The following is a 20324-nucleotide window of genomic DNA, read 5'->3' as shown; positions in this document are numbered from 1 at the left end:
GAACCTCAGCCCCCCAGTCCGTGTTCCCGTGCCTGTCCGTCGAACGGCGCGCCGTCGCCGGGCCGTTCGACCTGCGCCGGCCGCAGCGACTGCTGGAAGCGTGACACCGCCGCCGCGGCCGCCCGCAGGTCGCAGGGTGCGCTCCAGAGCAGCCAGCGCGCCTTCTCGTACCGCTCGACCACTTCCGGGTCCTCGGCCACCCGCAGCCGGGCCGCCATCGCCTTGTACGCGTCCAGCCGCCCGCGCAGCTCGGCCCGGACGGCCAGCGGCTGGGTCACCTCGGTCAGCGACTGCCTCGCCCGGGCCAGCTCCTTGGCGGCCGCGTCCTCCAGCGCGTCCAGCAGCGGCGCCAACCGGTGCCACTGGCCGCCCTGGCGCAACTCCAGCGCCACCACGATCCGTTCGCGCAGCGCCGAGGCGGGGCCCGGCACCGCGGGCACCTCGGTGGCGGCTATCTTGGCCAGCACCTCGCCGCGCGCCCGGCGCGCCTCGGCCAGCGTGGCGTCCGCCCGCTGGAGCAGGTCGCCGACGCCCTGGAGCCGCTCCTCGGCGTCGTCGCGCAGCCGCAGGAGGTCCTCCAGCTCCAGCCGGACGCCGTCCAGCGCCCGGCCGGCCCGGTCGAACCGCTCGGTGTCGACCACGCCGGAGGGCGTGGCCAGCGCGGTGCCGTCCGGGACGGTGCCCCGCTGGGCGGGCACCCTGGCCGGCCGCCAGAGCGCCAGCGGGTCCCCGCGCACCTCGGTCCGCAGTCCGGTCAGATCGCCCTCCAGCCCGGCCAGGTCGTCGCCGAGCGGGTGGCTGCCCGGGTGCACGCCGAGCGAGCCGGCCAGCGTCTGCACCCGGCGCAGCTCGGCCAGCAGCAGGTCGATCCGGGCCGGCAGCGCCGACCAGACCGCGTCCGCGGCGCAGACCACCTCCAGCACGGTGGCGTACCAGGAGTTCATCCGGGCCATCAGCTCGTCCAGGCTGACCCGTTCGACCAGCTTGGCGGGCGCGCCGAGCAGCTGCGGGCCGTCCGGCACCGCGCCGCCGGGCACGGTGACCGCGTCGCCGGTCAGCAGCTCGCTCAGCTCGGCGAGTTCGGCCGCGCCGGGCCGGGCCTTGCGGGCCCGCACCGCGCGGGCCGAGGCGAGCGCCTCCGAGTAGCGGTCGAACAGCGCCCAGAGCAGCGGCAGGCCCTGCCCGGCGACGGCCCAGCGCTCCCGGGTGCGCCCGGTCAGCTCGGCGCCGTCGAGCAGTCGCAGCCCCGCGTGGTCCTGGAGCGAGAGCAGCGCCGACTCGACCGCGTCGCGCTCCGCGCCGAGGCGCGCGAGCGCGCGGTCCACCTCCTCCCGGCTCAGCACCGGGCCAGCAGAAGCCGCCAACGCCGTTTCCCCTTCGTCGTCCTGGTGGTCCGTCCCGGACCGGTTCCCGACCCTAGCCTGCGGCCTCCGGGCCCGCTCCGGGCCGGTCGTCGAGGGGTCGTCGAGGCGCTGCCGGGCGCCCCGGCGGCCCGCCGCTCAGTGCTGCACCGGCCAGTAGTGGTCGGCGTCGTTCAGCAGGTACGGCTTGAGCCAGCGGTCGTACGTGCCACGCCAGGCGCCGCTCCCGTAGTAGTCGGCGAGCACCTGGTTGACCCGGGCGGTCAGGTCGGTGCTGGTCTTGAGCATCGCGACGCCCATCACGCCCGGACGGACCTCGCCGTCGACCACCCGCACGGTCTGGTCCTGGGCCGCCTGGCTGGCCGCCAGGGCGTCGTCGGTCATGGTGGCGTCGACCTTGCCCAGCTGCATCAGCACCAGGCAGTCCAGGTTGTTCTCCGGGGAGACGACCTGCTTGACCGGACGGTTCTTCAGCTCGTCCTGGGCCGAGGAGCCGGCCGCGGCGCAGACGGTCGCGCCGTTCAGCGCCTCGTCGAGGTTGCGCGCCGGGGACGACTTCGGCACCACCACCCGCTGGCTGGTGTTGAAGTACGGTCGGGAGAAGGCCACTTGCTCCAACCGGTCGCAGGTGATCGTCATGGTGCGGACGATCATGTCGACCCTGCCCTCCTGGATGAACTTGATCCGCTCGGCGGTGGGCACCGCCTTGAGGGTCACCTTGTCCGGGTCGCCCATGATCGCGGTACCGATCGCCCGCGCGAGGTCGATGTCGAAGCCCTCGAGCTGGCCGGTGTCCGGGTTGCGCGCGCCCCAGCGGTAGCTGTTCAGGTCGATGCCGATGACCAGGCTGCGCCTGGCCTTGATGGCCTTCACCGCCGGGCCGTCCTCGGCGCTCGGCGGGACGCTCTTGTAGACGTCGCAGTCGCCGCCGGCCTGCTCCTGCTGCCCCCGTTGCGGTGCCTGTGCCGTCCGTTGCGCCTCGGGCAGCACCGCGCCCTGCGGGCTCCCGGCGCCGAGCACCGCCGCGCAGCAGGCCAACAGCGCCACCGCCGCCACCGATCGGGCCCGTCCGTTCCTGCCGCTCATGCCGCGCATCATGTCCGTCCCCCTCTACCGGTACTCGGCCAGCCGCCGGCCGAGGCCGCGGACCGCCGCGGCGGCCGCCACCAGGGCCAGCACCGCGACCGCCACGGCGGCGGTGCGCAGGTCCCCGTCCGTTCCCTCGGCCGCCCGGCGGAACTGCTCGAGCTCCGCCCCGGCCGCCTCCGCCAGCTTCCGGTCGGTGGCACTGAACGAGGCGTCGGCCGTCTTCGCCGCGTCCTCGGGCTTGGCGGCCACCGTGGCGTTCAGCGCCGCCTGGTAGTCCCCGTCGACGGTCTCCAGCTTGCTCGCCGCGGTGTGCTGGTCGCGCCAGTGCCGGTACTGCTCCCCCGCAGCGGCGACGGCGGCGCCCGCCTCGGCAGGGGCCAGCAGCCGGGCCTCGCCCAGGGTGCCGGTCGGCTCGCCCCGGGAGCCGGTACCGGAGAGGTGCTCGGTCGTCCCGGACCAGAGCTCGGCGTACTTGGTGCTGGAGCCGCGGGCGACGAAGTGCAGGTTCTCCGCCAGCCGGGCGGTCAGCACGTCGATCCGGGCCGCGTTGAGCGCCCGCAGCGGGGCGGCGCCGCGCTGCTCGCTCCGCTGCAGGGCCGCGTCGGCGGTGGTGCCGGCCACCGTCAGCCAGAGCACGGCGGACAGCACGGCGGCGGTCGCGGCCACCAGCCCGACGTTGAAGACCCGGTTGGTCCGCCGGAACAGCACCACCTGGACCCAGACCAGCACGGCGAGCGCCAGCGCGCCCAGCCCGTACGCCGCCCACGGCACCGACCGGGCCGCGGCGTAGTCGTCCGCCAGCTCCTGGTTCTCGGCGGCGCCGAGCTGCGCGGCGGCCGGCAGCAGCACGGTGCGCATCTGGTCGGAGGCGTACCGCAGGTAGGCGCCGCCGAGCGGGTAGCCCAGCCGGTTGTCGGCCCGCGCCGTCTCCACCAGGCCGGCGTAGACCGGGACCTGTTGATTGAGGGTGGCGAGCCAGCCCTGGGCGGGGGAGGCGGCGGTGGTCCGCGCCGCCGCCTCGGCGATCAGCCGGGACACCGTCGCGAGGTCCTGCTCGTAGCGCTCCCGGACGGCCTTCGGCTCGGCGCCGGCCAGCAGGAAGCCGGTGGCCGCCGTGGTGTCCGCGTCGGCCAGCGAGCGGTGGATGTCGGCCGCCGCCTGGCTCAGCGGCTGGCTGTACGAGACCACCCGCTCGGCCGCCCGCGCCCGGGCGTCGACCTGCCAGGCCGTGAGCGCTCCGAACGCGACGGTGACCACCGCCAGCAGCGCCCCGGCCAGCCGCAGCCGGCCCGGCGCGGTCCGGGTGGCCCGGTTCAGCCGGGCCACCGGACGTGGGCGCCCCGCCGCGACCGGGCCGTCCGACCGTGCCGGTGCGCCCGCCCCCTCCGTACGTACTGGTGTCGCCACCCCGCCTCACCCTCCCCTGTGGCCCGCCCCGTGGCGACGGAGCCCGGCCGTTGCCAGCAGTATGGCCGTCACTCCCCGCGGCCACACCCGACTTGCGCCGATCTTGAGCATCTTCGAGCCCGTCCGGGACCGGGGGGCGGCCGCGTTCCCGCGGGCGCCGCCGGGAGCCGTTCCGGGCGCGTGGTCGAGCACCGTGGTCGAGCACTTCCAGGGCCCGCCGCCCCGGTGCGGGGCGGGCGGCGATCGGGTCGACGCCGGATGCACCCTATGCGGTTCCCCCCACAGTCGGAGGGGAGGGGTCCGCTTGTGTGCGGCCGGGGCGGGCGGTGCTGCGGTGGGCCCCCGCGCGCCGCCGTCCGCGGCCGCGCGCCGCCGCACCGCCCGTGGTGCCCGTGTCGCCGGTGTTGCCGCGATGCCGCCGCCGACCGGACACCCGCTCCGTACCATGGCGGTATGCGCCTGATGGGAACGATCTCCGCCGACCGCCCGCTCGTCGTCGTCGCCGTCCGGGAGGAGGCCGCCCACCTCGGGGACAAGCTCCCGGTGCTGCTCACCGGTATCGGCAAGGTCAACGCGGCCGCCGCGCTGGCCACCGTGCTGGCCCGCGGGGAGCACCCCTCCGAGGTGCTCAACCTGGGCACCGCCGGCGCCCTGCGGCCCGGCTGGGAGGGCACCCACACCGTCACCCAGGTGATCCAGCACGACCTGGACAGCCCGGCCCTGCAGGAGCTCACCGGCCGCGTCTACGGCGCCCCGCTGGTCGTGGGCAAGGGCGAGGGCCCGATCCTGGCCACCGGCGACCTCTTCGTCTCCTCCGCCGCCGCCCGCGAGCGGCTGGCCGAGCACGCCGACCTGGTCGACATGGAGGGCTACGCCGTCGCCTCCGTCGCCCACCGGGCCGGGGTGCCGGTCCGGCTGGTCAAGCACGTCAGCGACGAGGCCGGCGACGGCGCCGCGCACACCTGGCGCGAGTCGGTCGACGACTGCGCCCGCCACCTCGCGGACTGGCTGCACGGCCAGGGGTGGTGACGGTTCGTCAGGAGTCGTGACTAGGCTGGCGGGTATGACCGGGAACACCGCCGCGCGCAAGCGCTCCGACGTCCGCCCGCCAGGCCTCAACGCCGACGAGCTGACCACCCTGCTGACCTTCCTCGACTACCTGCGCGAGGCCGTCATCGGCAAGACCGCGGACCTCTCCGACGAGGACGCCCGCCGCCCCGGCGTCGCCTCCGGCACCAGCCTGCTCTGGCTGGTCCGCCACCTCACCGCGGTCGAACTCAACTGGTTCCTCTGGGCCTACCGGGGCGACGACGTCGAATTGTGGGACGACGACGCCCCGTCGCCCGGCGACGAGACCGTCGCGGCCTCGGTCGCCGCCTACCGCGCGGCGATCGCCCGCGCCAACGAGGTCGTCGCCGCGGCCGCCGGCGATCTCGACAGCCCCGGGGTCCGCTCGCTGCGCCCCGACGCCGAGGCCCCGTCGATGCGTTGGCTGCTGGTCCACATGATCGAGGAGACCGGCCGGCACGCCGGCCACGCCGACATCATCCGCGAGCAGCTGGACGGCGCGGTCGGGCGCTGACGCCGCGCCACCCGGGGGCGGGTGGCAGGCGTGCTGACGGTCAGTGGAATACTCCCCCGCGCACCGCGGTGCCGCCTCGAACGGCCGCGCCGCGAGTTTTCCAACAGGGGGATCAGAAGTTCATGTCATCGTCAGCCAGAAACACGGGTCGTTCCGCCGTGCGCGCCACCCGCTCCGCCCGGACCGTCCTCGGCGCCTCGGTCCTCGCCCTCACCCTGCTCGGTACCGCGGCCTGCGGGCCGGACAACGAGGGCTCGGCCGACACCGCTGCCGCCGCTGCGGCAGCGCCCAACCTCGGGCTGCCGGCCAACCTCGACGACCTGAAGAAGTGGAAGTTCGAGGACTGGGAGAAGTGGGCGAAGGACTACGCCCTCCCGGCCGCCGCCAAGGGCTTCTGGACGCTGGAGAAGCTGCTCCAGGCCAAGCCGGACGAGCCGATCGCCCCGCCGGCCGCGCCCGCGCAGCCCTCGCAGCCGGGCCAGCCGCCGGCGCAGCCCTCGCAGCCCTCGCAGCCCGGCAAGCCGCCGGCCCCGGCGCCCGCCACCACCACGCCGGGCGCCAAGCCGCCGGCCGGCCAGCCGACCACGCCGGCCGCGCCGAAGCCGTCCACCACCCAGCAGCCGGCCTCCCAGGCCCCCGCGCCGCCCAAGTCGCAGCCGCCGGCCCAGCCCGCCCAGCCGCCGGCCCCGCAGCCGTCGCAGCCGGGCCAGGCCCCCGCGCAGCCGCCGGCCCCGCAGCCGTCGCAGCCGGGCCAGGCCCCCGCGCAGCCGCCGGCCGCGCAGCCGTCGCAGCCGGGCCAGGCCCCCGCGCAGCCCGCCCAGCCGGGCGACAACGGCAACGACCCGCTGCCGAAGACCGTCGACGCGCAGCCGGTCCAGCACCCGTACACCAAGTTCGCCGTGCACGGGAAGCTGTTCGCGGACGCGCCGGGCGCCGGCGCGGACGCCGCCGGCGGCCTCAACCACAACCAGTGCTCGGCGACCGTGGTGGCCGACCCGGCCCACCCCGGCAAGAGCAACCTGGTGTGGACCGCCGGCCACTGCGTCCACCAGGGCAAGGGCGGCTCGTTCTACAGCAACATCACCTTCATCCCGGCCTTCAACAGCAACGCCGCCCTGAGCGGCGGCAAGCAGGCCGACGAGTCCCAGTACGCGCCGTACGGCATCTGGCCCGGGACGCAGGCCGTCACCTCCCCGCAGTGGAAGGCCGAGGGCGGCAGGACCGGTGACGCGGCCACCCACTACGACTTCGCGATCATCCGGGTGAAGCCCGCGGACAACGGCAAGTCGCTGGAGGAGACGGTCGGCGGTGCACTGCCGGTCTGGTTCAACGCCCCGCGCGACCAGCTCAGCATCTCCGAGTTCGGCTTCCCGGCGGCCCCGCCGTACGACGGCATGGAGCTCAACCACTGCGAGAGCGGCAAGCCGACCCGGATGTCGTTCGACCCGAGCCGCCCGCCGATGCTGGCGATCGGCTGCACCATGACCGCCGGCTCCAGCGGCGGCGGCTGGCTGGCGGTGAAGGACGGCAAGCCCGCCCTGGTCAGCAACGTCTCGGTCGGCAAGCACACCGGGGACCCGAAGTTCCAGGCCGGCCCGTACCTGGACGACGTGGCCGCGGGCGCGTACGACTTCCTGTCGAAGAAGGGCTGATCCCGCCCCCGCCCACCGCCGACGCGACCGCCCCCGCACGGAAGTCCGTGCGGGGGCGGTCGTGCGTGCGCCGGCTCAGTCCTCGAACGGCGTCACGTCGAGCGTGCGCAGCTGCTCGGGGTCGGTCAGCACGTCGATGGCCGCGATCGTGCCGTCGACCACGGTGAACGCCATGATCGACACCAGCTTCCCGTTGGCGCCGATCACCACGACGCCGGCCGCGCCGTTGATCAGCGCCGGGCGGACGTACGGGGCCAGCGAGCGGTACAGGACCGCCTGGCTCGCCACCGTCTCGGCGCCGGAGAGCACCACGGTCCGCCGGATCCGGCCGACGTCGCCGTCGGCGCGCAGCACGACCTCGGGATCGAGCACCGAGAGCAGCGCCTCCAGGTCCCCGGTCCGGGTGGCGGCGAAGAACGCGTCCACCGCCGCCCGCTGCCGGGCGAGGTCCCGGTCGGGCGCCGGCGCCTGCCCCTGGACCTTGCGGCGGGCCCGGCTGGCCAGCTGCCGGGTGGCGGCCGAGGTCTTCTCGATGAGCGGGGCGATCTCCTCGAACGGCACCTGGAACATGTCGTGCAGCACGAACGCCACCCGCTCGGCCGGCGACAGCGACTCCAGCACCACCATCAGCGCCAGCCCGACCGAGTCCGCGAGCAGCACCTCCTGCTCCGGGTCCACCACGCCCTCCCGTCCGAGCACCGGGTCCGGCATCCGCGACTCCAGCGATTCCTCGCGCCGCTGCGCACGGGAGCGCAGCAGGTTCAGGCAGACCCGCCCGACCACCGTGGTGAGCCACCCGCCGAGGTTCTCCACCTCGGAGGTGTCGGTCCGGTCGTAGCGCAGCCAGGTCTCCTGGACCGCGTCCTCGGCCTCGCTGAGCGAGCCCAGCATCCGGTACGCCACGGCGCGCAGATGCGACCGGTGCTCCTCGAAGAGCCCGGTCCGTACCTCGGCCGCTCCGCCGGCCGGCAAAGAATCTTCGATCACCGTGTCACATTCCTCCGTCGCCCCGGGTCATCGCTGCAGAACCACGTACTGCAGGACCACGACACCCAACGGTCGAGGCCGGAGATCCGCTCCCGGCCGGACGAATCGGAGACGACCATGGCGAACTCCCTGCTCCTCGTGACCGGCGGCACCGGCACCCTCGGCGGCCACGTCCTCCCGCTGCTGCGCGCGGCCGGCCGCGACGTCCGGGTGCTCACCCGTTCCGCACGCCCGTCCGCCGACGGCGTGACCTACGTGAGGGGCGACCTGCTGGGGGACGAGGGGATCGACGCGGCGGTGGCCGGGGTCGGGACGGTGCTGCACCTCGCGGGCGGCGCCAAGGGCGACGACGTGGCCACCCGCAACCTGGTGCGCGCCGCTCGGCGGTCCGGCGTGGAGCACCTGGTCCACATCTCGGTGATCGGGGCGGACAGGCTCCCGCTCGGCTACTTCCGCTCCAAGCTGGGCGCGGAGCAGGCCGTCGCCGACTCCGGTCTGCCCTACACCACGCTGCGCGCGGCCCAGTTCCACGACCTGGCGCTCAAGGTGGCCACCGGGATGGCGAGGATGCCGGTGGTCCCGGCGCCCGGCGGGATCCGCTGGCAGCCGGTCGACTCGCGCGAGGTGGCGGCCCGGCTGGTCGAGCTGGCCCTGGACGAACCGGCCGGCCTGGTACCCGACCTCGCCGGGCCGACCGTGTACCCGATGGCCGAGATGGTCCGCGGCTACCTCCGGGCGAGCGGCCGGCGCCGGCCGATGCTGCCGGTCCGCGTCCCGGGCAGGGTCGGCCGCGCCTACCGGGCCGGCGACAACCTGACCCTGATCGGCGCGCAGACCGGTCGGCGCACCTGGGAGGAGTTCCTGGCCGAGCGGGTCGGCTGACGTGACGGCGGGACGGCGCCGACGGCGGCGACCACGTCCGTCCGATCGGGCCGCGGCGAAGGAGGGCGGCCCGCAGGCCCGCCGTCCGGGCGGGGTACACGTCGTTGCCGGGTGGTGGAGCCGTACGGAATACGCTTCCTGAGTCGGGAGTTGACGGTGTGTATGACGATCAGCATTCGCTACCTCGGTGGTCCCACCGCCCTCATCGAGTTCGGCGCGACCCGGATTCTCACCGACCCCACCTTCGACGCCCCCGGCAACTACCCCATCGGCACCCGAGCCCTGGTGAAGACCGCCGGGCCGGCCCTCACCGCCGCCGAGGTCGGCGCCGTGGACGTCGTGCTGCTCTCCCACGACCAGCACCCTGACAACCTGGACGCGGCGGGACGTGCGTACGCCCTCGACAGTCGCCTCGTTCTGTCCACGGCATCCGCCCGGGAGCGCCTCGGCGGCCCCGTCCAGGCGCTGGCCAACTGGGACTCCTACGACCTCGGCGACGTGCGCATCACCGGCGTGCCGGCACAGCACGGGCCCGATGGCAGCGAGCACCTCGTCGGCGAGGTCAGCGGCTTCGTGATCCAGGGCGACGGCCGGCCGACCGTGTACGTCAGCGGGGACAACGCCTCACTCGGAGTCGTCCAGCAGATCGCGGACCGCTTCGACCGGATCGACATCGCCGTCCTGTTCGCCGGCGGGGCCCAGACGCCGCTGGTCCCCGATGCCTACCTCACTCTGCCGAGCGAGGACGCGGCGAAGGCGGCCGGGATCCTCGGCGCGCGCCACGTCGTCCCGCTGCACTTCGAGCACTGGGGCCACTTCACGCAGGGCCCCGACACTCTCGCGCCGGCCTTCGAGCGGGCAGGGCTCGCGGACCGCCTCCGCCTGCTCAAGCCTGGCGAGCAGGTCGGTCTCTGACCGGCGTGCCCACCCCCCGCCGCACCTTCCGGGGGCGGGAGGCCGGGTAGCGGGCCCCGGGCCCGGCGGGCCCCCGGGCAGGTCGGGGGGCCGGTCAGGCCGGGGCGGGTCCGGCGCCGGCCCGCTCGATGCGGGCGGTCAGGCCGTCCAGCAGGTTGGCCAGCCCGAACTCGAACAGCGCGTCCAGGTCCAGGTCGTAGCCGTCCGGCAGGCCGGCCATCAGCCGGGTGTAGGCCGGGAAGCGGCCAGAGGCGACGAGCGCGCCCAGGGCCGGGGTCCGGCTGTCCATCCACTCCTGCTCGGTGAGGCCGGTGGTGGCCTGAGCCTGGGCCTCGCGCTCCAGGTTGACGGCGATCCCCTCGATGTAGCTGTAGAGCAGCACATGGGTGTCCAGCACGGTGGTGGCGTCCAGTCCGTGCCCCTCCAGCGCGGCGAGCGCCCACTCCGCGTGCGCCATCAGGTTCGGCAGCACCAGCGGCCGGGTGACCGGGCTGAGCTGCGCCAGCCAGGGGTGCCGGCGGAACAGCGACCAGAGGGTGCGCGCCCCCAGCTCCAGCCGGGCCCGCCAGCCGGCGGGCGGTTCGGCGGGGTAGGCCGCCTCGCCGAAGGCCAGGTCGGCGGTCAGCAGGACGAGCTCGTCCTTGCTGGTGACGTACCGGTACGGGGACATCGCGGAGACGCCGAGCCGGGCGGCCACGGCCCGCATCGACAGCGCGGCCAGTCCCTCGGCGTCGGCCAGCTCCAGCGCGGCCCGGAGGATCCGCTCGCGGTTCAACTCGCCCTCGGGCGCGGCGGGGGAGCGGTGCCGCTGCCCGGGGGCGGTGTCCGTGGGGGCGCCGGGCGCCGCCGGCGTGCCGGCCCGCGGCCCGGCGGGTGCCGCCACCACCGTGCCGACCCGCGGCAGGGCCTCCACCAGGCCCTCCAGGCGCAGCACGGTGAGGGCCTTGGTGGCGGTGGCCAGCGCGACACCCCAGTCCTGGGCGATCCGCCGGGTGGAGGGCACCCGCTCGCCGGGCGCCAGCTCCCCGGTGGCGATGCGCCGGCGGAGCTCGGCGGCGATGCGCTGGAAGGGCGGCTCCGTCTCCGGTGCCATGGTGCCGACTCCTCGGAGGATCGCTCTGTCGCCGGTCGCTCTGCACTGGTCCGTACTGGACCGGTCCGGACTGGCTCAGACCCTACCAGCGCGGATTCGCGCCGCAGCTGCTCGCGCGGTGGCGGCCGGCGGCCCGGGGCGGTCCGGCGCGCCTACGGCACGGACGCCCCTGCGGTCCGGCCGGGTGTGGCGCTCTGGCCGGGTGTGGCGCTCTGGCCGGGGATCGCGTCCGGGGTGGGCGGCCCGGTGAGCAGCGCGCCGGTCTCGGAGTAGGGCCACCCGTTGGGCACGCAGCCGTTCAGGCCCTTGATCTGCTGCTGCATCACCGGTGCCGGCGCACCCTGGCCCGGGCAGTCGACGTGCCCGTTGCCGAGGATGTGGCCGACCTCGTGGTTGACGGCGAGGGCGTGGTAGAGCTCGGGGCGGCCGACGTAGAACTCGGAGAGCTCGGTCCAGCGCTTGACGTTGATGACCACCTGGTGGCCGGCGCCGCAGTTCACCCAGCCCCCGGTGTCCAGGCCGTACTGGCCGCATATCCGGTCGGTGGACTTCGGGGTGGCCAGGTAGACGGTGAAGTCCACCGGGTCGGCGGCCACTCGCTGGAAGGACACCTCACCGCCCGCGGCCCAGCCGAGCTTGACGTTCCCGAGGACGGCGTCCACCTCGGCGGCGAACTGCTCGGGCCGCTCGGAGAGCCCGTCCTCCACCCGCACCTTGTAGCGGTAGAGGTGCGCTCCGGTGCCGAACTGGGCGGACCCGCCGGTGGCGGTGGTGAACTGCAACGGCTTCGGCGCGGCGGCCTTCTTCCCGCTCCACGGGTGCCACCACAGCAGGCCGGTCGCCACGGCCGCGACCAGCAGCAGCGCGAGCGCGCCCTTCAGGAGCCCGCCCCGGAAGGGCTTCTCCTGTCGGGCGTCTGTTCGACGCGCCTCTTCCTGGCCTGCTTCCCCGTGCTGGGCTGTCCCGTGGCGGTGGCTGGTGTCGTGGACGGACATGGCGATGGCAACTCCTGGACGTCGGCGATCGGCCTCGGCGGACGATCGGGATCCATCTGAACCACGCTCAGGAAGCGTCGGAGGTTCACTCCTTTTCGTACCGAATTGATCCTGAACGCTCCCTCCCGGGTGGAGGGGGCGGGTGCGCCGTCGCGACTCCCGCGCGAGCTGTACTAGTACAGCTCTGCTCTGTATGTGCTGCTTAGAGCCCTTGTCGTTCCTGAATGTACGTCGTACATTCAGGACGTCGCTTACGGCGTACAGGCAGAATCGCACCGACCGAACCAGGGAGTCCCCGTGAACACCGTGCTCATCTCCGGCGGCGGCATCGCCGGCACCGCGCTCGCCCACCTGCTGCGCCGTCAGGGCTTCACCCCGACCGTCGTGGAACTCGCCCCCGGCCCGCGCCGCGGTGGCCAGGCGGTCGACATCCGTGGCGTCGCCCTCGACGTGATCGACCGGATGGGCCTGACCGAGCAGGTCCGTGCCGTCCGCACCCGGATGCGCGGCATGTCCGTGCTCGACGGCGATGGCACCGAGGTGCACCGCTCCACCGAGGCGACCTTCAGCAGCGGCCGGCTCGACAGCGGGGACGTCGAACTGCTGCGCGAGGACCTGGTCACGATCCTGGCCGAACGGGTGGCAGGCGAAGCCGAGTTCATCTGGGGAGACGCCGTCACCGGCCTGCGGGAGGACGAGCGCGGCGTCCACGTCACCTTCCGGCACGCGCAGCCCCGCACCTTCGACCTGGTGGTCGGCGCGGACGGCCTGCACTCCCGCGTCCGCCGGCTGGTCTTCGGCCCCGAGGAGCGGTACCTGAGCCGCCTCGGGATGCACGTCGCCATCTTCGGCGCAGACAACTTCCTCGGCCTGGAGGACTGGCAGGTCTGGCAGCGCGACGGCGACGCCGGTTACGGCATCTACCCGGTGCGCGGCAACAGCGAGCTGCGGGTCACCTTCGGCTGGGCGAGCGAGGAGCCGGCCGTCCGGGACGCCGGCGAGGCCAGGGCCCGGGTCGCCGAGCGGATGGCGGCGCTGCGCTGGGAGACGCCCCGGCTCCTCGAGGCGCTGCACCGCGCCCCCGACTTCTACGCCGACGAGATGGCCCAGGTCCGCATGGACCGCTGGTCCGCCGGCCGCGCCGTCCTGGTCGGCGACGCCGGCTACTGCGCCTCCCCGCTGTCCGGGCAGGGCACCGGCCTCGCCCTGGTCGGCGCCCACCTGCTCGCCGACGAGTTGGGCCGGGCCGCGTCCGCCGGCGAGGGTCACCGGGCAGCGTTCGAGCGCTACGAGGAGCGGATGCGCCCCTTCGTCGCGCTCAACCAGGCTCTGGCCACCGAGAACCCCGGCGGTCCGGCTTCGGAGGAGTCGGTGGAGAAGGCCAAGAACGCGATCAGCCTCGACCGTTGAGCGGGGCCCCGCGCGGTGGAGGGGGTCTGCGGAAGTGGAATGGTCGGACGTGCCCCGGCCGCGGGCGAGGCCGGTGAACCCGGCTCGGTCGAGCCGGTGTTCGGGGCGGCGGCCCTCAGCTCCGCCGCCCCGGCCGGGACTTGCGTCGGATGGGGCATCGGCACCCCCACGCCGATCGGTTGAGCCAAACCCCACGTTGGGGGGAAGTCGGTGTGTGGAGGCGAGGGACGCACCGGTCTGCGCCCGCCGTCCGCCGCCTGCCTGCGCGGAGCAGAATTGACCCACGGAGATGACGGCGGAATGAACCAGGATTCGGGTCTTTCAGACCCATAGGGTGGTGGACACGAGGCCACGGCGGAACGCCGAGAGCCGTCACTGACCAGGGGGATCCACTGTGAGCGCCACCGCCGGCAAGCCCGTTCTGACCCGCGCCGCCACCGCCGAGACCACCAGCGACCCGAGCAGCGTGATGACCCTGCTGGCCGACTGCGGCACCGGCGGCAGCCCGATCACCAGTTACCGGTCCACCTTCGCCGAGGGGGCCGTCGGCGCGCCGGCCCACTTCCACACCCGGGCCTCGGAGCTGTTCTTCGTCATCGGCGGCTCGCTCCAGGTCCTCGTCGACGAGGAGGTGACGGTGCTCGGCGAGGGCGACTTCCTGCTCGTCCCGCCGCACACCCCGCACGCCTTCGCCGCCGCCCCCGGCTCGACCGCCGACGTGCTCTTCACCTTCACCCCCGGCATGCCCCGCTTCGACTACCTGCGCCTGCTCGGCCGGGTGATGCGCGGCGAGGCGAGCCCGCAGGAGATCAAGGACTCCTCCGAGCTGTACGACAACCACTACGTCGACAGCCCGCTCTGGCGCGCCACGCTGGAGGCGGCCGCGAAGTAGCCGGGGGCCGGAATCCGCGGCCGGGCCCCGGTGCTGCGAACCGGGAGCGGCGCCCGCCCGGCGTGAGCACGGCGCCGGTCACGCCGCCCGGTCATGTATGGGCGGTCACGTATGGGCGGTCACGCCCGCCCGGTCACGTATGGGCGGTCACGCCCGCCCGGTCACACGTGGGCGAAGAGCGTGCTCGCGAGGACCACGTGCACGGCGGTCCCGCCCAGGATGCTCAGCACCGCGTTGCGCCGCCACAGGTGCAGGCCGAGGGTGGCGGCCAGGGCGAGCAGGGTGGGCGTGGCCCGGAGCGGACTTGCGAGGGGCAGGTCGCGCAGCGAGTAGACGGTGAGGATGACCATCACTCCGACCGGCATGCGCACGCTCAGGAAGTGCAGTACGGCACTGGCGCGCAGCGGGGCGAGGGCGGCGAACGGCAGAGCGCGCAAGCCCCAGGTGACGGCGGCCGAGACGCCGATGGCGGCGAGCAGGTAGGGCGTGTCAGGCACGGGCCGGCTCCTCCGGGTTCGCGGTCGCCGTTGCGGCGTCCGGCGCGCGGTGCCCGGCGCGGGTGTACCGCACCAGCAGCCCGGCGGTGAACAGGCCGGTGGCGGCGAGCAGCATCTGTCCCGGCAGGACGAAGCGCGCGGCCAGTGCGCAGACCAGGGCCAGCGCCGGGGTGGCGATGTCCCGCCGGGCCCGGAAGGCGTCGACGGTGAGGACGACGAACAGTGCGGTGAGTGCGAAGTCCAGGCCGACCAGACGGGCGGGCACCAGCGCTCCGAACAGCGCGCCGGCCGTGCCGCCGGCCACCCAGTAGACCTGGCACAGCACCTGGAGCCAGATGATCCGCCGGCCGTTCCAGGACCGGGCGCCCGCGCCGGTGGTCAGCGCATAGGCCTCGTCCGTCATGCCGAAGGTGCTGTACGCCTTGCCGAGGCGGCCCGGCACGCGGTGCAGCGGGAAGGACAGCGCGTAGAACACGTGACGGAAGTTCACCAGGAACGCGGTGAGCGCGATCTGCGCGAGCGGGGTGACGGCGACGACCAGCCCCACGAGCAGGAACTCCAGCGACCCCGCGTACACCAGGGCCGTGAACGCGGTGGCCCACCACCAGTCCAGGCCCGCGTGGACGACGAGCACGCCGAACGCGATCCCGAGCGGGAACAGGCCCAGGCCCACCGAGCTGGAGTCCCGCAGCGCCGCCACCAGGTCGGCCCGCGGGGCGGGAGACCGGGCCGGAGCCGGAGCAGGTGGGGGCGGCGCGGGCGGGGACGGGGGCGGTGAGTCGAGGCGCGTGAGCGTCCCGGTGGATGCGGAGGCCATGTCCGCAATTCTAGGGCGAATTGCGGGTAATATGGTTTCCAATCATTGCCCCGGAATCGCGGAATGAGCAACAGAGAAATGCTGGATGGCATCGATCGTGAAATCTTGTTTCATCTACGCCGGGACGGTCGGCTGACCAACGTCGAGTTGGCCAAGCGGGTCGGGCTCACGCCACCGCCCTGTCTGCGCCGGGTGAAGCGGCTGGAGGAGGCCGGGATCATCGCGGGCTACCGGGCCCGGATCGACCCCGCGGCGGCCGGTCGCGGCTTCGAGGTGGTGGTCGCGGTCGAGATCGGCGTCAACGACCTTCAGACGGTGGAGGAGTTCGAGTCGACGGTGGCCTCCTACGAGGAGGTCGTCGAGTTCCGCCGGCTCTTTGGCCGGCCCGACTACTTCGTCAGCGTCGCGGTCGAGGACCATGCCGCCTACGAGAGCTTCCTCACCGCTCGGCTGATGGCGTTGCCGGCCGTCACCCGGGTGGACTCGCACCTGACCATGAAGATCATCAAGAACGACGGCTGAGCGGGCTGCGGCCGAGTGGACGGCGGGGTGGCGGCGGGCAGCGCCGCCACCCCGTTCGTCCCGCTGGGGGTCGGGGCTCAGGCGTTGGCGCAGATCACGTACACGCTGATGCCCACGGTGCTGTAGGCGTTCTGGCGGCCGAGGGCGACCCAGCCCCTTCCGTCGTCCGTCGGGAAGCTGCCGGCCAGGACGGCGTCGTTGCCCTGTGCCTCGGCGCCTCCGCCCACGGCGACCTTGCCGCTCGGCAATAGGCGGTGCGAGCGCGCTTGCTCCGCAGCATCATGTGATCCTTCGCGCCGGCGGATCCGCCGGCGCGGACCCGTGTCGACGGCGGCATCGGTCGTGGACGGACGGCCGGTTGAGCCAAACCCCACCTTCGAAGGAACACGGCGCGGGTGGTGGTGCGCAGTGCGCCGGTCGGCGCCCTGTCGTCAGACGGCGACGGCCGCCCGGGCCGCGTCGAAGGCCGGTTCGGCCAAGCCGGGCACGGGGGCGATCAGCGCCCAGACGAACTTGCCGACCCCACCGGCGCGCGGGCAGCAACCCCAGCGCTCGGCCAGCTCGTCGACCAGGAAGAGCCCGCGGCCGCGCTCGTCCTCGGAGGAGGAGACGCGCGGAGTAGGCCGCCCGCTGCCGGCATCGTGCACCTCGATGCGCAGGCGGCCGGCGATCAGGGCGAACCGGAGCTCGACCAGCCGGTCCGGCGGCGCGTCGCTGTGCTGGACGGCGTTGGCGACGAGCTCGCCGAGGAGCAGTTCGGCGATGTCGGCATAGCGTTCGCCCTGCGGCATGCCGGCGAGGTAGGCGCGGAGGAGGAGCCGGGCCAGCGGGGTGGAGTCGGGCCGCGAGCGCAGCCGGGCGGCGAACTCGCGGGGCCGGGGGTGGGTACCGGTGGTGGGCATGGCGGGGCTGCCTCCGGGCGTGACGGGTGAAGGGGGTGGTGGAAGCGGCTCGCGGCAGGGGCGCACACCTCACGCTGCGCAGGCAGACGATCGCGTTCCGGTCTCAATCATGGTCCTCCGGAGGTACGGTGACGGCCGATTCGAGGTGGAGCGATCTGCGGCACATGAGGGGGACGGACGTGTCACATCGGAAAGCCGGCGCTGGTCCCACGTCGAGCCCGGCCGTGATGTTCGGCGAGGCCCTGCGATTTGCCCGGGAGCAGTCGGGCTACACGCAGGCTGAACTCGGGAAGCTGCTCCATTGCGATCGAACCGTGGTCACCCGCGCCGAGGGTGGCCAGCGGCCGATGCGTGCCGAGACCGTGGCGAGCTGCGACGACCTCCTGCAGATGGGTGGCCTGCTGCTGAAGCTGTTCGAGCGGGTGGACTGGCAGGCGGACATCGAGCACCCGGACTGGTTCCAGAAGTACGTGGACCTCGAAGCCGAGGCGATGTCGGTCAGGGCGTTCCAGTTCAACCGAGTCAACGGGCTGTTGCAGTGCGAGGAGTATGCGCACGCGCTGTTCTCCCTCGGTAATGCTCGTGACAACCCGGGGCTGGTCAAGGAGAGGGTGATGGCTCGGCTCAGCAGGCAGGCGCGCTATTTCCAGCCCGGCGGCCCACTGCTTCTGGTGGTCCTCCATGAGAGCGTCATCAGGAGCGTGGTAGGCGGGCCGCAAGTGATGCGATGTCAGATGGAGCACTTGCTTGCCGCAGGTGAAAGGTCCAACATCACCATTCAGGTGGCGCGCTTCGATGCCTACACGAGGCTTCCGGCGACGTCCATGTTCCTTCTGGTGATGCCCGATGGGAAGGAGTGGCTCTACTCGGAAAGCCTCTATAGGGGCCACTTCAGCGATGCTCCGGCGATCGTCGAGGAGCATCGGGCCGACTTCGATGTCATGCGCGGGGATGTACTGTCGGTCCGCGACTCTCGCGCGCTGATTGCCGATGCGATGGAGGAATACCGGTATGAAGAGCGTCGATCCTCATGCAGCGACCTGGCTGAAGAGCAGCTACAGCGCGGACAACGCCGGCGAGTGCATCGAAGTGGCCCCCGGATTCCCCGGCGTCGTTCCGGTGCGTGACTCCAAGGACCCTGGCGGGCCAGCCCTGGTGTTCTCCGATGCGGCTTGGCGGTCCTTTGTCGCGGGCGTTCGGGCCGGCGACTTCTCGGCTTAGGTCTCCTGGAGGTGCTCATGGTGACGACGATCGAGCTTGTAGCCGCCGCCTGGCGCAAGAGCAGCTACAGCGGCGGCAACGGTGGCAACTGCATCGAAGTGGCCCCCGGATTCCCCGGCGTCGTTCCGGTGCGTGACTCCAAGGACCCCGAGGGCCCGGCCCTCCTCTTCTCCGCCACGGCCTGGGAGTCCTTCCTCACCGCCGTCCGGGCCGGAGACTTCGGCTGACCGATCGGGTTCCGTCACTCCACGTCGCACCCGGACACTTTCGACCACTCTCGGTCACGGTCTGGTGCCCTCCGTAACCGAACCGATACCGTCGCCCTGCGCGCGCTGATGATCGCTCCTCACCACCACAGAGGCGGTACTCATGGCACAGGAACCCCGGATCGACGTCGCCCTCACGCTCCTCGGGCGCGAGACCGAGCCTACGGAAGCCGAGCGGGCCGAGCTGGCCGCGTCGCTGCAGCCGGAAGTCTGGTTCGCCACCCCGCAGCGCATCGACGTCGGAGCGTCGCGCCCGGCCGACTTCACCTGGGACTTGGTCGGCGACCCGTACAAGGGCGAGATCCCGACCGGCCAGACGGCCGTCTACCTCGCCAAGCCGAAGCTGGGCCTCCAGCGCCCCTTCCTCTTCGCGGACGGCTTCAACTACGGCCCCAGCGACCTCCCCGGCCTCTTCGCCCACTTCAACACCCCGTACGAGGCCGGCACGCCCGGCTTCTTCGACCAGCTGCTCGCCCGCGGCATCGACGTCGTCCTGATCGGCTTCGAGAAGCGCCACACCCACATCCAGGCCAACGCCGGCGTCGCGATCAACGCCATCACGCGGGTCATCGACGAACGCATCGGGGACGCCCCGCTCACCGTCGGCGGCGTCAGCATGGGCGGCATCGTCACCCGCTACGCGCTCGCCAAGCTCGAGCACGACGGTGTCGACCACCAGACCGCCACCTACCTCTCCTACGACTCCCCGCACAACGGCGCCTGGATCCCGCTGGTCCTCCAGCAGATGGCGTACTTCTTCGAGGACTTCACCCCGGCCGCACCCGGCCAGCCCAAGCAGGCCGAGCTGATCCGCAGCGAGGCCGCACAGCAGCTGCTCTGGGCCTGGGTGGAGAACTCCAAGTACTCCGGACCGGTGGCCACCTCCAGCCCGCTGCGCAAGGAGTTCCTGGCGGACCTCGCGCGGGTGGGCAACTTCCCGCAGCGCCCGCTCCGGCTCGGCGTCTCCAACGGCCGCCGGGACGGCATCGGCCTCCCGCTGCCCGCCGGCGAGGTGGCCTTCGACTGGCAGGCCCTGATCGCCAGCGCCACCGCCCGCTTCCAGCCGGAGCGCGGCGAGGCACAGAAGATCGGCGGCATGCACCTCGGTCTGGCGGTGCGGCGCAGCACCACCACCGAGGTCCCGGCGTTGGACGGCGCCCCCGGCGGCACCCTGGACTCCTTCGGCAGGGTCGCGGACGCGCTGAAGGCGAAGATCTCCGACGAGTACCGCAGCGGCACCTTCGTGCCGTCCGTCAGCGCGGCCGCGCTGGACTTCGACCCGGTCCGGTGGAACATCGAGACGACCCTCTCCATCACCGACGCGGACCTCGCCGCCGGCCACCTGGACGAGGTCGCCTTCGACACCGACAACACCGAGCACAGTCACGTCTCCGGCGCCCTGATCGAGTGGATCCTGGAGCGCGTGGCGCGCTGACGTCGCCCGTTCCGCGGGGGTGCCCGTAAACCTGGTTCGGAGCACCCCCGCGGATGGGCTAAGCTTTAGCCCATCACCAGATGCGCGGGTGGCGGAATAGGCAGACGCGCTGGATTCAGGTTCCAGTGCCCGAAAGGGCGTGGGGGTTCAACTCCCCCCTCGCGCACCAGGTGAAGAGCCCCTCACGGCTTCGTGAGGGGCTCTTCGCATGTCTCCGCGGCGTGCCGAGGGCCCGTCGGCTACGCGGCCAGGTTGAGCTCCTTGGTGTCGACCTGCTCCTTCACGCCGGTCAGCAGGTCCCGGACGGTGTCCGCGGTCTGGGGGCGTCCTTCCCCTCGGCCTTGCCGGTGCCGCCGAATTCCGCCCACGACAGCCGCCGCCCCGGACGCACCGCGTACC

Annotated in this window: 23 protein-coding genes and 1 tRNA gene; 13 read left to right on the top strand and 11 right to left on the bottom strand. The window is 73.3% G+C overall.

The annotated features are described in order from the left end of the window. Window positions 1–5: 5 nt before the first annotated feature. The 3 genes from MCM47_RS24615 to MCM47_RS24605 all read right to left on the bottom strand — a co-directional run bounded on the left by MCM47_RS24615 (window position 6) and on the right by MCM47_RS24605 (window position 3776). Window positions 6–1364: a hypothetical protein gene (locus MCM47_RS24615; protein WP_238863876.1), complete on the bottom strand. Its 1359-nt coding sequence runs from the start codon at window positions 1362–1364 to the stop codon at window positions 6–8. A 135-nt stretch (window positions 1365–1499) separates the two neighbouring features. Then, window positions 1500–2447: a glutamate ABC transporter substrate-binding protein gene (locus tag MCM47_RS24610; RefSeq protein WP_238863875.1), complete on the bottom strand. Its 948-nt coding sequence runs from the start codon at window positions 2445–2447 to the stop codon at window positions 1500–1502. A gap of 24 nt (window positions 2448–2471) precedes the next feature. Continuing rightward, a complete protein-coding gene (locus MCM47_RS24605) occupies window positions 2472–3776 on the bottom strand; it encodes a hypothetical protein (RefSeq protein ID WP_238863874.1) in 1305 nt (434 codons plus the stop codon). Between the two features lie 534 nt (window positions 3777–4310). On the opposite strand from MCM47_RS24605, the gene MCM47_RS24600 reads away from it, so the two are divergent. The 3 genes from MCM47_RS24600 (at window position 4311) to MCM47_RS24590 (ending at window position 7091) form a co-directional block, all read left to right on the top strand. Continuing rightward, window positions 4311–4886: a nucleosidase gene (locus MCM47_RS24600; protein WP_238863873.1), complete on the top strand. Its 576-nt coding sequence runs from the start codon at window positions 4311–4313 to the stop codon at window positions 4884–4886. Between the two features lie 34 nt (window positions 4887–4920). Then, a complete protein-coding gene (locus MCM47_RS24595; protein ID WP_238863872.1) occupies window positions 4921–5439 on the top strand; it encodes a DinB family protein in 519 nt (172 codons plus the stop codon). A 158-nt stretch (window positions 5440–5597) separates the two neighbouring features. Then, entirely contained in the window at window positions 5598–7091 is a 1494-nt protein-coding gene (locus MCM47_RS24590; RefSeq protein ID WP_238863871.1) for a serine protease, read from the top strand. Window positions 7092–7166: 75 nt separating this feature from the next. On the opposite strand, the gene sigJ is transcribed toward MCM47_RS24590, so the two are convergent. Next, a complete protein-coding gene (gene sigJ / locus MCM47_RS24585) occupies window positions 7167–8078 on the bottom strand; it encodes an RNA polymerase sigma factor SigJ (RefSeq protein WP_238863870.1) in 912 nt (303 codons plus the stop codon). A gap of 117 nt (window positions 8079–8195) precedes the next feature. Here sigJ and MCM47_RS24580 point away from each other — a divergent pair, with 117 nt between their 5' ends. Then, the gene (locus tag MCM47_RS24580; RefSeq protein ID WP_238863869.1) at window positions 8196–8960 is read left to right on the top strand and encodes an SDR family oxidoreductase; all 765 of its coding nucleotides are present in this window, start codon (window positions 8196–8198) and stop codon (window positions 8958–8960) included. Between the two features lie 162 nt (window positions 8961–9122). Further along, complete coding sequence (locus MCM47_RS24575) at window positions 9123–9875, top strand: MBL fold metallo-hydrolase (RefSeq protein WP_238863868.1); 753 nt, start codon at window positions 9123–9125, stop codon at window positions 9873–9875. A 94-nt stretch (window positions 9876–9969) separates the two neighbouring features. Here MCM47_RS24575 and MCM47_RS24570 read toward each other — a convergent pair whose 3' ends face one another. Together MCM47_RS24570 and MCM47_RS24565 are read right to left on the bottom strand one after the other, a co-directional pair. Next, window positions 9970–10968: a TetR/AcrR family transcriptional regulator C-terminal domain-containing protein gene (locus MCM47_RS24570; protein ID WP_238863867.1), complete on the bottom strand. Its 999-nt coding sequence runs from the start codon at window positions 10966–10968 to the stop codon at window positions 9970–9972. Between the two features lie 152 nt (window positions 10969–11120). Then, window positions 11121–11963: a DUF3152 domain-containing protein gene (locus tag MCM47_RS24565; protein WP_238863866.1), complete on the bottom strand. Its 843-nt coding sequence runs from the start codon at window positions 11961–11963 to the stop codon at window positions 11121–11123. A 297-nt stretch (window positions 11964–12260) separates the two neighbouring features. Here MCM47_RS24565 and MCM47_RS24560 point away from each other — a divergent pair, with 297 nt between their 5' ends. Further along, a complete protein-coding gene (locus MCM47_RS24560; protein ID WP_238863865.1) occupies window positions 12261–13373 on the top strand; it encodes an FAD-dependent monooxygenase in 1113 nt (370 codons plus the stop codon). Window positions 13374–13767: 394 nt separating this feature from the next. Beyond that, window positions 13768–14265 (top strand): cupin domain-containing protein, encoded by a 498-nt coding sequence (locus MCM47_RS24555; RefSeq protein WP_238863864.1) that lies wholly within the window; start codon window positions 13768–13770, stop codon window positions 14263–14265. A 161-nt stretch (window positions 14266–14426) separates the two neighbouring features. On the opposite strand, the gene MCM47_RS24550 is transcribed toward MCM47_RS24555, so the two are convergent. Further along, entirely contained in the window at window positions 14427–14762 is a 336-nt protein-coding gene (locus tag MCM47_RS24550; protein ID WP_238863863.1) for a branched-chain amino acid transporter permease, read from the bottom strand. Next, window positions 14755–15579, bottom strand: a complete 825-nt coding sequence (locus MCM47_RS24545; RefSeq protein ID WP_255752758.1) for an AzlC family ABC transporter permease — start codon at window positions 15577–15579, stop codon at window positions 14755–14757. Before MCM47_RS24545 ends, MCM47_RS24550 begins: the two co-directional genes overlap by 8 nt. 63 nt (window positions 15580–15642) lie before the next feature. Between MCM47_RS24545 and MCM47_RS24540 the strand changes: the two genes are divergently transcribed. Beyond that, entirely contained in the window at window positions 15643–16101 is a 459-nt protein-coding gene (locus MCM47_RS24540; RefSeq protein ID WP_305068015.1) for an Lrp/AsnC family transcriptional regulator, read from the top strand. A 77-nt stretch (window positions 16102–16178) separates the two neighbouring features. Here the strand turns inward: MCM47_RS24540 and MCM47_RS24535 are convergent, their stop codons facing one another. Together MCM47_RS24535 and MCM47_RS24530 are read right to left on the bottom strand one after the other, a co-directional pair. Continuing rightward, window positions 16179–16349, bottom strand: a complete 171-nt coding sequence (locus MCM47_RS24535; protein ID WP_238863861.1) for a hypothetical protein — start codon at window positions 16347–16349, stop codon at window positions 16179–16181. Between the two features lie 183 nt (window positions 16350–16532). Next, a complete protein-coding gene (locus MCM47_RS24530) occupies window positions 16533–17003 on the bottom strand; it encodes an ATP-binding protein (RefSeq protein ID WP_238863860.1) in 471 nt (156 codons plus the stop codon). A 227-nt stretch (window positions 17004–17230) separates the two neighbouring features. Here MCM47_RS24530 and MCM47_RS24525 point away from each other — a divergent pair, with 227 nt between their 5' ends. From MCM47_RS24525 to MCM47_RS24505, 5 genes are all read left to right on the top strand, one after another. Beyond that, a complete protein-coding gene (locus MCM47_RS24525; RefSeq protein WP_238864068.1) occupies window positions 17231–18130 on the top strand; it encodes a helix-turn-helix transcriptional regulator in 900 nt (299 codons plus the stop codon). Next, entirely contained in the window at window positions 18093–18224 is a 132-nt protein-coding gene (locus MCM47_RS24520; RefSeq protein WP_308222434.1) for a DUF397 domain-containing protein, read from the top strand. Before MCM47_RS24525 ends, MCM47_RS24520 begins: the two co-directional genes overlap by 38 nt. A gap of 17 nt (window positions 18225–18241) precedes the next feature. Continuing rightward, on the top strand, window positions 18242–18451 hold the full coding sequence (locus MCM47_RS24515) for a DUF397 domain-containing protein (RefSeq protein WP_238863859.1): 210 nt from the start codon (window positions 18242–18244) through the stop codon (window positions 18449–18451). A gap of 142 nt (window positions 18452–18593) precedes the next feature. Beyond that, window positions 18594–19925: a hypothetical protein gene (locus MCM47_RS24510; protein WP_238863858.1), complete on the top strand. Its 1332-nt coding sequence runs from the start codon at window positions 18594–18596 to the stop codon at window positions 19923–19925. An 82-nt stretch (window positions 19926–20007) separates the two neighbouring features. Beyond that, window positions 20008–20094: transfer RNA gene (locus MCM47_RS24505), tRNA-Leu, on the top strand. A 70-nt stretch (window positions 20095–20164) separates the two neighbouring features. Here MCM47_RS24505 and MCM47_RS41865 read toward each other — a convergent pair. Beyond that, entirely contained in the window at window positions 20165–20293 is a 129-nt protein-coding gene (locus tag MCM47_RS41865) for a hypothetical protein (protein ID WP_255752757.1), read from the bottom strand. Window positions 20294–20324: the final 31 nt, after the last annotated feature.

Source organism: Kitasatospora sp. A2-31, from assembly GCF_022288725.1.
GTDB lineage: Bacteria > Actinomycetota > Actinomycetes > Streptomycetales > Streptomycetaceae > Kitasatospora.
The sequence above is the reverse complement of the archived record's forward strand: the minus strand, read 5'-3'. Positions and strand labels throughout refer to the sequence as shown.